Source organism: Maribellus sp. CM-23 (genome assembly GCF_021354595.1).
Classification (GTDB): Bacteria; Bacteroidota; Bacteroidia; order Bacteroidales; family Prolixibacteraceae; genus Draconibacterium.
In genome coordinates, this window is sequence record NZ_JADWYJ010000002.1 from 598,708 (window position 1) to 612,521 (window position 13,814).

Annotated in this window: 11 protein-coding genes; 5 read left to right on the forward strand and 6 right to left on the reverse strand. The window is 45.4% G+C overall.

Annotation, left to right across the window (positions count from 1 at the left end; all coding sequences use genetic code 11):
- Positions 1 to 92 precede the first annotated feature (92 nt).
- Positions 93 to 1,478: a sulfatase gene (locus INQ51_RS09830; RefSeq protein ID WP_233377799.1), complete on the reverse strand. Its 1,386-nt coding sequence runs from the start codon at positions 1,476 to 1,478 to the stop codon at positions 93 to 95.
- 18 nt (positions 1,479 to 1,496) lie between these two features.
- Entirely contained in the window at positions 1,497 to 3,392 is a 1,896-nt protein-coding gene (locus tag INQ51_RS09835) for a sulfatase (protein WP_233377800.1), read from the reverse strand.
- 280 nt (positions 3,393 to 3,672) lie between these two features.
- Here INQ51_RS09835 and INQ51_RS09840 point away from each other — a divergent pair, with 280 nt between their 5' ends.
- Entirely contained in the window at positions 3,673 to 5,142 is a 1,470-nt protein-coding gene (locus INQ51_RS09840) for a sulfatase (RefSeq protein ID WP_233377801.1), read from the forward strand.
- Between the two features lie 446 nt (positions 5,143 to 5,588).
- Here INQ51_RS09840 and INQ51_RS09845 read toward each other — a convergent pair whose 3' ends face one another.
- The 3 genes from INQ51_RS09845 to INQ51_RS09855 form a co-directional block, all read right to left on the reverse strand.
- Entirely contained in the window at positions 5,589 to 6,608 is a 1,020-nt protein-coding gene (locus tag INQ51_RS09845) for a Gfo/Idh/MocA family protein (protein WP_233377802.1), read from the reverse strand.
- A gap of 188 nt (positions 6,609 to 6,796) precedes the next feature.
- A complete protein-coding gene (locus INQ51_RS09850; RefSeq protein WP_233377803.1) occupies positions 6,797 to 7,984 on the reverse strand; it encodes a glycosidase in 1,188 nt (395 codons plus the stop codon).
- A 10-nt stretch (positions 7,985 to 7,994) separates the two neighbouring features.
- Positions 7,995 to 9,821: a sodium:solute symporter family protein gene (locus INQ51_RS09855; RefSeq protein ID WP_233377804.1), complete on the reverse strand. Its 1,827-nt coding sequence runs from the start codon at positions 9,819 to 9,821 to the stop codon at positions 7,995 to 7,997.
- Between the two features lie 272 nt (positions 9,822 to 10,093).
- Here INQ51_RS09855 and INQ51_RS09860 point away from each other — a divergent pair, with 272 nt between their 5' ends.
- Entirely contained in the window at positions 10,094 to 11,089 is a 996-nt protein-coding gene (locus tag INQ51_RS09860; RefSeq protein WP_233377805.1) for an FAD:protein FMN transferase, read from the forward strand.
- A gap of 33 nt (positions 11,090 to 11,122) precedes the next feature.
- On the opposite strand, the gene INQ51_RS09865 is transcribed toward INQ51_RS09860, so the two are convergent.
- Positions 11,123 to 11,347 carry a hypothetical protein gene (locus INQ51_RS09865; protein WP_233377806.1) on the reverse strand — a complete coding sequence of 75 codons (225 nt, stop codon included), beginning with the start codon at positions 11,345 to 11,347 and terminating at the stop codon, positions 11,123 to 11,125.
- Positions 11,348 to 11,530: 183 nt separating this feature from the next.
- On the opposite strand from INQ51_RS09865, the gene INQ51_RS09870 reads away from it, so the two are divergent.
- From INQ51_RS09870 to INQ51_RS09880, 3 genes are all read left to right on the forward strand, one after another.
- Positions 11,531 to 11,890, forward strand: coding sequence for a hypothetical protein (locus tag INQ51_RS09870; RefSeq protein WP_233377807.1), 360 nt, complete (start codon positions 11,531 to 11,533; stop codon positions 11,888 to 11,890).
- Between the two features lie 58 nt (positions 11,891 to 11,948).
- A complete protein-coding gene (locus INQ51_RS09875) occupies positions 11,949 to 12,221 on the forward strand; it encodes an acylphosphatase (protein WP_233377808.1) in 273 nt (90 codons plus the stop codon).
- Between the two features lie 97 nt (positions 12,222 to 12,318).
- Positions 12,319 to 13,752: a pyridoxal-dependent decarboxylase gene (locus INQ51_RS09880; protein WP_233377809.1), complete on the forward strand. Its 1,434-nt coding sequence runs from the start codon at positions 12,319 to 12,321 to the stop codon at positions 13,750 to 13,752.
- Positions 13,753 to 13,814 lie beyond the last annotated feature (62 nt).

Below are 13,814 nucleotides of genomic sequence, written 5' to 3' on the forward strand. Positions count from 1 at the left end.
TATTTGTAGCATGCTAAAATATTAAACAATCATCTATTATCCTGCTATTTCAGCTTAAATATTGATTTGAATGGCACGTAAAAACCAAAACCTTATTCCGGTTGCGACAACTGATACTTCTCATCGTACAGGTGCAATTGCCTGACGCGCCACTGGGGACCTTCCAAAAATACGGGATGAGGAAGCGACACATCCCAGTCGCCCAGTTTTTTCAGCAAGGTTCTGGTGATGTCGAGATGATCCAAAGCCACATTGTTTTGTTCCGAGATATCTTTCGACAGGTCGAACAACATGGGCAAACGATCGGGCAAACGCACCAGCTTCCAGTTTCCCTGCCGGATAGCGGCGCTAATCGTAAACCGCCAGTTGAAAAATTCATGCGGCTCCCCGGCGTTTTCATTCAGCAGAAAAGGTACAAGATTGACTCCGTCGAATTTCACATACGGGGTTTTCTCTCCACCTGCCAGCTCAAAAAAAGTAGCCGCCAAATCGAGCGAAATAACCGGATTTTCATAGCTTAACCCTGCGGGCAGTTTACCTTTCCAACTCATTACAAAAGGGACATGAATTCCACCTTCCAGTAAAATCCCCTTTTGCCCGTTGAAGGGAGCATTGATGGACCCGTTCGAATCGCAGGGGCCGCCATTGTCACTCAGAAAAACCACCAGTGTATTTTCGGCAAGTCCGTTCTCTTCCAGGGTCTGCATTATCCGGCCAACATTTACATCAAGCCGGTGAACCATGGCGCAATAGGTCCGGCGCTTTTTGTCAGCAATGTGTTGAAACAACTCCAGATCGGCCTCCATAGCCTGCATGGGTGCATGCGGCGCATTAAACGAAGCATACAAAAAGAATGGCTCCTCTTTATGCCGCCGAATAAAATCAACACATTCATCCCCCTTATCATCGGTAATATAAGTGATCGGCTGAGGCGTTTTATAATTACATTCAATCGGACACTGGTAGCCTTTTCCATCCGGTTTTGATGAAAAATAATCGTGTCCACCGCCTGTGTAACCCCACATTTCGTCGAATCCACGCTGAAGCGGATGAAATTTTGGCAATTCGCCCAAATGCCATTTCCCGATTAAACCGGTTGCGTAACCAAGCTTTTTCAAGCGGGTGGCAATCGTGGTTTCGGTTAATGGAAGACCGTTGTACTCTTCATCGAAACCGGGCTGCACGGAACTCAGGTTATTGTCGTGCCCAAAAGTAACCTGGTTTCTTCCGGTGAGCAAACCCGCCCGCGACGGACTGCAAACCGGGCCTGAAACATAACCGTTGGTAAAGTTTATACCGTTTTCCGCCAGGCGGTCGATATGCGGCGTGGGAATTTGCTTGCTTCCGTTCAGGCTTAAATCAGCAAAACCCAGGTCGTCAGCCAAAATAATGATAAAATTTGGCTTCTGTTCCTGTGCCCAAAGGCTGATATCCGATAAACAAAAGGTAAGCAGTAGTAACAATATTTTTGATCTCATAATGATTGGTTTATTCGTTTAATCTCTGTATTCAAAATTATTGGGAACCAGGTTTAAACTGCCCAGAAAATCCATGCAACCAGCTTTTACATGGTAGTTTCTTTCCGGCATTTCGTGTACCTTTTTAATTGTTTCAACAAAGGGAGCCTTGTTGTCAGTGTACATCAAAAAGTTGATAGCCAGCAAGGCAATATCCATGTTCTCCGACTCACAATTTTTGATAAGAATATCGGCTGCCTTTTGATTTCCCCAAAACTGAAAAGCAATGGCTGCAGAAGTCAACGAAACCAAAGGATATGCATCATTCATGCTTTCAGTTATCGGCTCCCGGAAATTATCCAGCACTTCCCGGGGCTGGCTCCTCAATCCCATTACGGCCCAATATCTGACAACATCGTTTTTACTTTGAAGTAACTTTACTTGTTCCTCCGCTATATCTTTTCCTCTTTTTCCGGAAAGAGATGCCGCCACAGATATTTCCTCAAACGGATATTTCTGCGCATCCAGCCTGAATTCGTAAGGAGTTTCGCTTTCCGAAATCAGGCCAATTTCATACTCGGGCAAAAACATCACATCCCGGGCTTTCAGAACTTCGTCATCCAGCTGCTGTCTCATTTTTTCAAGCACTGACTTGTATTCAGGATCATTTGCCAGATTTTTAGTTTCCCACAAATCATTTTCAATATCGAACAGGTACTCGTGAGGCCGTTCCTCAAAATAACTTTTTTGTAACGAATCCAGCCGGTCAGCACTGTAATCACTTCGCATTTGCTGTACTATTTCAGAAATGTACATGTAACGGATGTATCTTCCCTGCGGAATAAACGGCAGGTAATTGCGCGAATACATGTACCTGCCATCGGTTATGCTGCGTACCATATCTATCCCGTTATCCGAGCGGTCGGCCGATAAAATCAAATGACCGGCAGGCTCCGAGCGCTTCTCTCCCATTAAAACCCGGCCTTTTAAATGCTCCGGCAATTCCGCCCCGGCCAGGCTTACCAGTGTTGAAGCCAGGTCTTCAAAATCGATCAGTTCGTCGCTTACAGCACCAGCAGTCCCCCAGGGCGATAAATGCCTGTACATTTCGGGGAACCAGATAACAAAAGGCACGCGATAGCCGTAATCGATCCCGTTGGTTTTCCCGCGGGGCTCGCCCTCTCCATGATCGGCATAAAAAAAGATGATGGTACTGTCGCGCAGGTTATCGGCACTAAGCCGGTCGAGCAATTCGCCGATCCGTTTATCGGTCAATGAAATGGAATTGTAAACACGTGCAAAATGTTTCCGCATTTCCGGGCTTTCGCGGTAAATGGGCGGCATCCGGAAATCGTCCTCCGCAATGCGCTCTTCTTCCGTCAACTTCTCCCAAACATTTTTGAGGTACCACTCATAAGGCATGGTCATGGTGCGCGATTGATGCGAATCTTCAAAATTGAAAACAGCAAAAAACGGCTGCCCGGGTTGGCGATTCCACCAGCCGGCCTTCCCCGAACTTTCGTTCCATGCTTCCTGTGTAAAGGCTTTGGCATTGGCTACGTTATAGTCGGTTTTTGCATTGTTGGTAACATAATATCCCTGCTGCTGCATGTAAAAAGGAAATCCCTTGATATATTCGGGGATGGGGTAATTGCTCCGGTGATTTCCGGTGCCCATTTTAAATGTTCTTACCCCTGTGATAATTGTATTCCGGCTTGGAGAGCAAACCGTTCCGGTAGAAAATGCATTGGAAAAGCGAACGCCCTCTTCGGCCAGTTTATCAATCACCGGTGTTCGCGCATTCTTATTTCCGTAACACCCAAAAAACTGAGGAGACGAATCTTCAATGGTAATCCATAGAATATTGGGTTTGTTTTGTGCTACACCAATCAATACGGCCAGTAGAAATGATAAAGTCCACAAAGTTTTCTTCATTCGTTCAGATTATTGGTTTAATTACACGCGAAAACTGCACATAAAGATAAAAATTAGACCAGCAAAGAGGAGCAGTGTTTAATTCATTTTAGAAGTAATTTCCGTTCAAAAATGTGCATATGCAGCGTAAAATCAGAAATGGTCATTATTCATTCAAAAAAATTGGATGAGAGATTACGAAGATTCCTAAAAACCACTATTTGCTCAATTAAAACATGTAGTTTTAAACGAAATTTCAATCAAGCTGATCGACTTAACTCAAATCTAAGCCAAAGGAATCATGTATAAATGGATCATTCTTTCTCTTCTGCCCCTGCTTTTTGCCTGTTCCCATTCTGACGACAAGAACAAACAACAACCCAATGTTCTTTTTATTGCGGTCGACGATCTTCGACCTGAGTTGGGATGCTACGGGGCATCTTACATTCAATCTCCCAACATCGACAAACTGGCAGCTTCGGGGGCACTGTTTGTGAATCATTTTGTACAGATTCCAACCTGTGGGGCATCGCGCTACAGCATGCTAAGCGGCATGTTGCCCACAACAAAAAAACATTTGAGCAACGAGGCCGCCCGTACTTTTATTTCGGGAAAAGCAGAAACCGAGAAACCGGAGACTTTTATTCACCACCTGCGGAGGAATGGATATTACACGGTTGGCGTAGGGAAAATAAGCCATTATGTGGATGGCTTGTTGTATGAGTACGAAGATTCAGTGGGGACCGAATACGAATTGCCACACAGCTGGGATGAAATGCTATTCAACCCCGGAAAATGGGGTACCGGATGGAACACCTTTTTTGCCTATGCCGACGGAAGCAACCGCCAAAGCCGGAAGCGGCAGGTAAAACCCTATGAATGTGCTGATACCGACGACACCGGTTACCCCGATGGCTTGACCGCAGAACTGGCCCTTCAAAAGCTGGAGGAATTGGCCCGCAAAGACCAGCCTTTCTTTTTGGGCGTAGGCTTTTTTAAACCGCATCTTCCGTTTAATGCCCCCAAAAAATACTGGGATTTGTACAACGAAGAGGAGCTTCCACTTTCTCCCAACCCATTTATTCCGGAGAATGTGAACAAAGCCAGTTTACATACCAGCGGCGAGTTTAACGGCTATTTGCTGGGCGATGAACAGGCTACGCTCGATGGCCCAATATCAGATGCTTATGCCCGCAAACTGCGGCATGCATATTTTGCCTGTGTGAGTTACACCGATGCCCAGGTTGGAAAATTACTCGACCAGCTGGATAAACTTGGACTTTCAGAAAACACGATTGTGGTTCTTTGGGGCGACCACGGCTGGCATTTGGGCGATCAGTTGGTGTGGGGAAAACACACCATTTTTGAACGCGCGCTGAAAAGTGCCTTTGCTATCCGCGCACCGGGAATGAAACAGGGTTCTGAAATTGAACAGGTGGTAAACTCGGTCGATATTTATCCTACCCTGATGGATTTGTGCGGCGTTGAAATGCCTTTCGCTACCGACGGCAAAAGTGTTGTTCCGCTTTTGAATGATCCGGAAACAGCATGGACCAATGTTTCCTACGGGTATTTTCGAAATGGGATCTCCCTGCGAACCGAACAATACCGGCTGACCAAATATTTTCGGGATCAAATGCCGGACATCGAACTGTACAATCATAAAACAGATCCAAACGAAACCCAAAACATTGCAGGCACTCACCCGGAAATTGTTAAGCAGCTTATGCCTCTGTTGGAAAAAGGAAATACCGGCTTATACGCTAACTAAGCGCTTATCAACTTAGTTGACAGTCCCGGTCTCAGCTATCAGTTTTTGGAGACAAACATATTCGCAAGCCTCAGCATTCCGGTGGCCGGATATTCGTGGCTTATGGGAATGTTCAACTTCGAATAAGCTTTGTGCAAATTCAAATGAGCATTGTAAAACTTCAACAGAACAATGTATAATTTCATTAAGACATTGTACATCTTCGAATGAAGGTTGTGCACGTTCAAAAAATCAATGTACACACTCAAATGAGCATTGTAAAACTTCAACAGAACAATGTATAATTTCATTAGGACATTGTACATCTTCGAATGAAGATTGTGCACGTTCAAAAAACCAATGTGCAAATTCAAATGAGCATTGCATTCAACAGAACAAGGTCATCCTTTGAACACTGAACTTTGAACACTGAACACTGAACTCTAAACGCTTATTCTCCGAAGTCTTTAGAAAAACAAATTCTTGTCGTGATCGGGAAAAAAGATTCCGGCATCGATCCGGATGCGGTCGAGGAACTTCATCAGGTCGCGGCTCATTTGCCAGCTCATTACCGGGCTCTCGATCCGGTTCTGATCGAGGCACTCCATTACGTGCTCTGCTTCGTACTGGTAACCAAATCCCTCTTTGTGCTCGTTGGGATACGTGGTTACTTCGCCCCCTTCTTTCCACACCGTAATGTGCGTAGGCGTAAACCAACGCGGGGTCAGTACCACGTGACCTTTTTCGCAAAAATACTCGGTTTGCGTGGGCGAATACGACGAGAAACTCGATGTTAGGTTGGCCATGGCGCCGTCAGCGTATTTACAAATTACGCTGATGCTTTCTTCGGAACCAGTCGGGCTGAAATCGGCAAATGTTTTGATCGTTTCGGGCAAGCCCAGCGAAGTGAGTGCCGCAAACACCGGATAAATACCAATGTCGAGCAACGAACCACCGCCCAATTTTAAATTGTACAGGCGTTTGTCTTCCAGGTATGGCGCATTAAAGGCAAAGTCGGAACGAACGATTTTTAGTTTCCCCAGCTCCCCCGAGCGAAGAATTGCCATTGCTTTTTGGTAGCTGGGTTGAAACATCGTCCAGAAAGCTTCCATAAAAAAGGTGTTGTTTTTGCGGGCGCACTCCACCATTTCGTCTACTTCGTTTGAATTCATGGCCAGGGCTTTTTCGCACAATACTGCTTTTTGGTGACTCAGACACAACAAGGCATGTTCGCGGTGATGCGAATGCGGCGTGGCAATGTAAACAACATCTACTTTCGGATCACTGACCATCTCCTCGTAGCTTCCGTAAGCCACTTCAAAGCCCAGTTCACCGGCAAATTCCTGTGCCCGGGACAAATCGCGCGCGGCAGCAGCATAAAGCCGTGCATTGGACAATAATTTAAGATCGCTGACAAATTTGCGGGCGATCTTTCCGCAGCCTAAAACGGCCCAGTTATATATTTTTGTTTCTGACGATTGATTCATGACTGATTTATGTTTCAAAGATTATTATACCTGCCTTACCAGAGAAAGCCATATTACTGTTTCTCCTTTAAACTTTACACCGTTTTCCTCTCAACTATCTCCCTTCAACCAGGAAAACAGTTCAATGCGATTAATTTACATAAAGTTTCGGCGATCGCAGGATATCTGGCTCATCTCTGCAGCCAAATTTAATACATCCCTTTGTTTTTATCGATCAGTTTATTGATGGTTTGTACGCTGGCAGCCGACCGAAATCCGTCTTCCGGCGTATGCAGGCAGTAGTCAATCAGCTGATCAACAGTAGTCGTAGCCACATGCATCCGTGTATCGGAAGAGCCATAATAAATAAACACCTCATCGTTTTCGTTGCAAATCCAGCCATTGGTAAAAAGTACGTTGGAAACATCGCCGATCCGTTCGTCGCCCTCAGGAGCCATAAAATAACCACCCGGGCGGGCAATTACTTTCGACGGGTCTTCCAAATCGGTCATAAACATAAACAGCACATAACGCAAACCTGCCGCGCAACCGCGAACGCCGTGAGCCAGATGCAGCCAGCCTTTTTCGGTTTTGATCGGCGCCGGGCCCTGTCCGTTTTTCAACTCTTTTATGGTATGATAGATCTTCTCATCAATGATCATTTCTTCGGGCGCTTCCGCCTTTGTGATGTCCTCAACCAGTGCCCAGCCGATTCCGCCACCGCCACCAACTTCAATAAAACCATCCTGCGGGCGGGTGTAAAAAGCATATTTTCCATTCACAAATTCGGGATGAAGCACAAGGTTCCGCTGTTGCCCATGATGCGAAATAAAATCGGGCAAACGCTCCCAGTTTACCAAGTCTTTGGTGCGGGCAATGCCTCCACTCGCGGTTGCCATCGAAGTATCGCCTTGGGGCGCACTTTTATCCTTTCTTTCGGAACAAAATACTCCGTAAATCCAGCCATCTTCGTGCTGCGTAAGGCGCATGTCATACACATTGGTATCCGGATCTTCGGTTTCGGGCAAGGTAACCGGACGCTCCCAGAAGCGGAAATTATCAGTCCCGTTGGGGCTTTCTGCCACTGCAAAATACGATTTGCGGTCCCAGCCTTCGGTGCGCACCATTAACAGGTATTTGCCATCGAGATAGATGGCACCGCTGTTCAAGGTGGCATTTACACCGATTCGTTGCATCAGGTAAGGATTACTTTCGTAATTGAAATCGTAACGCCAGTGCAGGGGTGCGTGTGCAGCCGTTAAAACCGGTCGTTTGTAACGATGATAAATTCCGTTGAACTCTTTCTTCCGTCTTTTATTCTTTTTCGCCAGAAGCTTTTCGTGTTGTTTTTTTAATTCTGAAAGCCTCTTTTCAAATTGTTCTTTTGTAGGTTTCATACATCAACTATTATTGTTCGGGAAGCGTATCCCACCATGTTTTTTTTAAAATATATCCGCAAACAACCGCTATTCCGATGGTGATCCAGATCGGAACGGCCTCCTGTAAAACGATGTAGATAGGAAGAGCTACCAGTGCTGTTTGTCCGATTGTTCCAAGAACTACATTCAGCATATCGCGTTTGAACGTTTTATTGGGTACAAATCCCGGATTCTCGGCCACTACCTTGTCGCGAACCGGCCCCCAGAATCCCCACGGATTAACGGTCTTGTAGAAATCCTTCAGGGTTGCTTCATCGGTTGGTTTGGAGAGGAAAGTCCCCAACAGGGCACCTGCCAGCGAGATAACAAACAACCAGGGAAAATAATACAGGTCGAGGGTGTCGGTTACACGTGGGAAGATCAGTGCCGGGATCAAGCCAAACACCATTCCCCAGAAATAGCCGTAGCCATTAAAACGCCACCAGTACCATTTCAGCACGTTCGAAACCACGTAACTTCCGTACAGTCCCGAAACGATCCATTGCAACATGCTATTCACGTCCTGTGCAAACACCCCAAAAATGATGCTGATGATCACCACCACCACACCGGTGATGTAGTTCATATTTTTGATCTGACGGTTATCGGCTTCGGGTTTCACGTACCGCAGGTAGATATCGTTTACAATGTAGGCTTGGGCAGCATTCAGGGTTCCGGCAAAGGTAGAGTTAAAAGCTGCCAGCAAACCGGCGAGCAGAAGCCCCATAAAACCAACCGGCACAAATTCAGCAATAGCCGACGGAAGTATCTGTTCGAAATCGATCTGCCCGGCCACCAAAAGGTTCAGTTTATCGTAATACAAAATGGCAAGCACAGCAAAACCGGCAATCATAAAATAGCGGATCGGCATCAGAACCACCGAAACAAAACCACTCATTTTTGCCGCCTCTTTGGGCGATTTGGTTGAAAGAATCTTTTGCATGTCGTAAGTAGGTGCAGGACCGGCAAGCGAAACAAGCAGTCCTTTAAACAACATCATCATAAAGAAGATGGAGAACAGCGAATAGCCGTCGCTGGAAATTTTGGAATTTACTTCGTTGATTATTCCCTTCCAGTCGAGGTCATCGAGCCGCCAGCCAAAAAACGGCGAATGCCAGCCTTCGGGAACATGAAGCGATTCCACTGCCAGGGCTTTCATCGCCAGCACACCTATCAAAATCGCTGAAATGGTCATAATAATGTATTGCAACACATCGGCCCAAACAATACTGGTCATACCTCCGAGAACCGCGTAAAATACTGCAAAGAGAGTAAAGGCTATTCCATAAACGTGCGGAACATATTCGAGCGGCACCTGGAAGGGCAAATGTGGCTGAACAATGTCCCAGGGAATAAAGATCATCACAAATTTTCCCAGTCCGATAAACCCGTAAGCCAGGTAGCCTAAACAAAGGATGAGCGCAAACACCACCACCACTCCGTGCGAAAGGTTGCTATCCATGGACCGGCCAAAGCGGGTGTTGATCCACTCAGCACCGGTGGTTACCTTCGAGCGCCGTAACCAAATACTGAGAAACACCATCAGGAATATTTGGTTAAAAACCGGCCACAGCCACGGAATCCAGATGCTTTTCAAACCATATACAAACAGCAAGGTAACCAGCCACATGGTTCCTGAAATATCAAACATACCCGATGCATTGGACAAACCCAGCATATACCAGGGCAGCTTATTTCCGCCTAACAGATAATTTGATTTGCTTTTCTGGGCAACTTTCTTGAGTACCAACCCGATCACAACCGTAGATACCAGGTAGGTAAAGATGATCACAATGTCAATGCTTGTTAGTTTCATCGTAGGCTTACTAGTTTTTGATTTTGAGTCCTGAAACGGTTTGTTTTCCGTTTTCAGGACGCTCAATATTACAGAAATCAGTACTTAAAAACAAAAGCAGATACACTTTTCGTACTTTTTACAATAACTTTTTTTTCTCGAACCCTAAAAAAGATGACCGATAGCCGTTTCCAATTTTATCGACCGGGTAAAACCAGCTCTGTTCGAAAATGCTAATTTTGCAAAGAGCATTTGGCTCACAACAGATTTCCTTGAAAATAAAATTCAAACAAATGAAGATACGTTTTATAATTCTGGCTGCTACGTTATATTTGATGTCGGCCTGCAACCAGCCTACCGCCAAGTACATTGCCAACAGCGGTATGGTTTACGGTACCTATTACAGTATAAAATATGAAAGTCCCAACGGATCGGATTTCCAGGAAGAAGTTGACAAGGAATTTCAGCGTTTAACAATGATCTTTTCGCACTACGAAAAAGAATCGACGATTTCAAAGGTTAACCGCAACGAAGAAGTTAAGCTGGAGCCTGAATTTGTTACCTGTTTTAACCGGGCGCAGGAAATTGCCAAAATAACCAACGGTGCTTTTGATATTACCGCCGCCCCGCTTATCAGTTCCTGGGGATTTGGCCCCGAAAACCGACAAAAAATGACCCAGTCGGTAGTGGATTCGCTAAAAGCGTTTACCGGTTACCAAAAAATAAAAATCGTTGACGGGAAAGTGGAGAAAGAGATTCCTGAAATTCAACTGAATATGAGCGCCATTGCCAAAGGCTACACCTGTGATCTTATTGGTGATTTCCTGGCTAAAAAAGGCTGCGAAAACTTTATGGTTGATATAGGTGGCGAAGTGGTTGCCAAAGGAAACAACGACAAAGGACGCACCTGGACCATTGGGATTCGCGAACCGGTGGAAAATCCATTCAGCAATGATCTGAATGCCGCCATCCGTTTACCCGACCACGCGTTGGCGACCTCGGGAAACTACCTGAATTTCTATGAAGAAGACGGGAAAAAATATGCCCACACCATCGATCCATCTTCGGGATATCCGGTACAGCACAGCGTACTTAGTTCCACCGTTCTTGCCAACAATTGTATGACAGCCGACGCTTTTGCCACAGCTTTTATGGTTTTGGGAAAGGATGCTGGAATTGAAGTGGCCCGAAAAGTTCCGGGGCTGGAAATCTATTTTATTTATGCCGACGATCAGGGCAACAACCAGGTCTACATGTCGGAAGGTTTCTCGCAGTACGTGGCCCGGTAAAACCAAGCCGAAAAAAAACACAAAAAAAGCCGGTTATTTGCCGGCTTTCATATCTGGTGTAAAAGATGCGTTCTTATAACTAACCTGTTTCCAGGCTTCCCGCTGGGCAAGGCGGTCCTGTGTTTGGGCACAGCTAACTCCTTGCTCTTTCAGGTGTTTGTTTCCGCTAACGTGCGTATTTGGAAATTTTCCGCCCTTCTTCACTAACATGGTAATGGCCATTCCGAGCATTCCAATTGCCACTAATGCAACCGCCATCAAAATAACTTTTAAAACTTCCATTTTCTTTCCTAGATTTTAGAATGCAAAATTACTCTTTTGAAATAAAATAATCCCCACCGAAATAACTATTTTAACGATGAATTGTTCTGGTTCGTCTAAAACTTAACAATTCTTTTCTTACTGCTTTTTAATTTTACGGAAACAAAAAACAACAACATCATGGAAAAACATGTAAATCTACTGGCAGCGCTACAAATCGGCTTACGCCTGCTCGGATTGGTTGTAGCAGGAGTTCTTTTTGCTCTGCTCCATTTTATCGGCGATTTTACCGGGGAACACGAAGCACAAGTGGTTTTGTCGATTATCGCCAATGTGATGATCGTATTTGCGACCGTACTCAGCCTGCCGGGAATTGTTGCCGGTATCGGCCTGTTTCGGAAAAAAGAATGGGCGCGCATCCTGACACTGATCCTTTCGGTTTTTGACCTGGTAAGTTTTCCTGTGGGAACTGCCATTGGGGTTTATTCGATTTGGGTGCTGAGTAATCCGGAAACAGTGGAGCTTTTCAAAAACTCCTGATCCGTGAAAATACAAAGTTTCAGTCAACAACTTCCGGCTTAAAACCGTTCTTTCCAGTATGGTTCAGTACGAAATTAAAGTAAACGGAAGAGTACAGGGAGTTGGCTTCCGGTATTTCACCAAAAAACAAGCTGATATTCTTGAACTAAAAGGATGGGTGAAGAACGCTCCCGACGGTTCGGTGCTTATACTTGTGCAGGGACACCAAACAGACGTCGATACTTTTACCGATTATCTCCGGATTGGGCCGACACGTTCTCATGTTTCCAGCCTTCAAAAAGTAGAAATGCAGGTAGTAAATGTTTTTTCTGAATTTACCATCCGCTATTGATACAGGCGAAAAAGGCGCATCTCAAATTTTGCAAAGCTCAAAAATAGGTTCCCACATTAATTGATATCTTTACGGGTATCAATAAAAACATGTAACCTTGAAAGAAACGAGCTACCACATGACTCCCGAACAATTTCGGGAAGAAGGCAAAAAAATCATCGACTGGATTGCCGATTATTACGAAAACATTGAAAAATATCCTGTTCTTTCACAGGTAAAACCCGGAGAAATTCTTTCCTCTCTTCCGGAAAATCCGCCCTTCCATGGCGAGGCAATGAGTGCAATGATGAAGGATTTGGATGAAAAAATTATGCCCGGAATTACGCATTGGCAATCGCCTCATTTTTATGCATATTTCCCTTCCAACACTTCTTTTCCGTCCATTTTGGGGGACCTGGTTTCATCGGGACTGGGCGTACAGGGAATGATCTGGGCCACCAGCCCCGCTGCCACCGAAGTGGAAACGCGGGTGCTCGACTGGCTGGCACAGGCAATGGGAATGCCCGAAAAATTCATGTCAGGCTCAACGGGTGGCGGCGTTATTCAGGATACCGCTTCAACGTCGGCATTAACTGCTGTGATTGCCGCACGCGAACGCGCCACAAAATTTGAATCAAATGAAACGGGAGTACGCCAGAAACTGGTAGCTTATATTTCCACACAAACGCACTCTTCGCTCGAAAAAGCCATAAAAATGGCAGGTATTGGTAAAGCGAACCTCCGATTGATTGAGGTGGATGCCCAATTTGCCATGCGCCCCGAACTACTTGATGAGCAAATTCGAAAAGACAAACAAGCAGGGCTCCTCCCCTTCTTTGTTTGCGGTGCGCTCGGAACCACTTCATCCAATGCCATAGATCCGCTCCGAAAAATCGGGGAAATAGCCCAAAAAGAAAACTGCTGGTTTCATATCGATGGTGCCATGTCGGGAACAGCCATGCTTTGCCCCGAATTCAGGCATTTTATGGAAGGTGTGGAACTTGCCGACAGTTTTGTTTTCAACCCGCACAAATGGATGTTCACCAATTTTGATTGCGACGTATTTTGGGTAGGCAACCGCAACGAGCTGATCCATACCTTTTCCATTCTGCCCGAATATTTGAAAAACAAAGCCACCGAATCGGGGGCGGTTTTTGATTACCGCGATTGGCACGTTCAACTCGGACGCCGTTTCCGTTCGCTAAAACTATGGTTTGTGATCCGTCATTACGGCATTGAAGGGTTACAATTCCATATTCGCAAACACGTGGAACTGTCTGAGAAATTCACTCAATGGATCAAAGAATCAGACAACTTTGAATTATTTGTTGAACCACCACTGAACCTGGTTTGCTTCCGTCATAAAAAAGGCGACGATTTCAATATGAAGTTGATGAACACCATCAATGAAAAGGGAAAAATATTTTTCACCCATACCAAACTAAACAACCAGGTGGTTTTGCGAATGAGTATCGGCCAAACCCACACTGAACTTCAGCATGTTGAGGAGGCCTGGAACATTATTTCGGATACAGCCCGGAAATTAGCCTGATTTTAAAACACGATGAACATGTATAGGATGAAATTTTCTCAACTCCTAAAAGTGTAATTTTT

Excerpts from the sequence above, each read along its gene's own strand:
- INQ51_RS09875 (WP_233377808.1), top strand. The coding sequence starts at position 11,949 with ATGGTTCAGTACGAAATTAAAGTAAACGGAAGAGTACAGGGAGTTGGC.
- INQ51_RS09840 (WP_233377801.1), top strand. The coding sequence starts at position 3,673 with ATGTATAAATGGATCATTCTTTCTCTTCTGCCCCTGCTTTTTGCCTGT.
- INQ51_RS09855 (WP_233377804.1), bottom strand. The coding sequence starts at position 9,821 with ATGAAACTAACAAGCATTGACATTGTGATCATCTTTACCTACCTGGTA.
- INQ51_RS09860 (WP_233377805.1), top strand. The coding sequence starts at position 10,094 with ATGAAGATACGTTTTATAATTCTGGCTGCTACGTTATATTTGATGTCG.
- INQ51_RS09830 (WP_233377799.1), bottom strand. The coding sequence starts at position 1,478 with ATGAGATCAAAAATATTGTTACTACTGCTTACCTTTTGTTTATCGGAT.
- INQ51_RS09835 (WP_233377800.1), bottom strand. The coding sequence starts at position 3,392 with ATGAAGAAAACTTTGTGGACTTTATCATTTCTACTGGCCGTATTGATT.
- INQ51_RS09870 (WP_233377807.1), top strand. The coding sequence starts at position 11,531 with ATGGAAAAACATGTAAATCTACTGGCAGCGCTACAAATCGGCTTACGC.
- INQ51_RS09850 (WP_233377803.1), bottom strand. The coding sequence starts at position 7,984 with ATGAAACCTACAAAAGAACAATTTGAAAAGAGGCTTTCAGAATTAAAA.
- INQ51_RS09845 (WP_233377802.1), bottom strand. The coding sequence starts at position 6,608 with ATGAATCAATCGTCAGAAACAAAAATATATAACTGGGCCGTTTTAGGC.
- INQ51_RS09865 (WP_233377806.1), bottom strand. The coding sequence starts at position 11,347 with ATGGCGGTTGCATTAGTGGCAATTGGAATGCTCGGAATGGCCATTACC.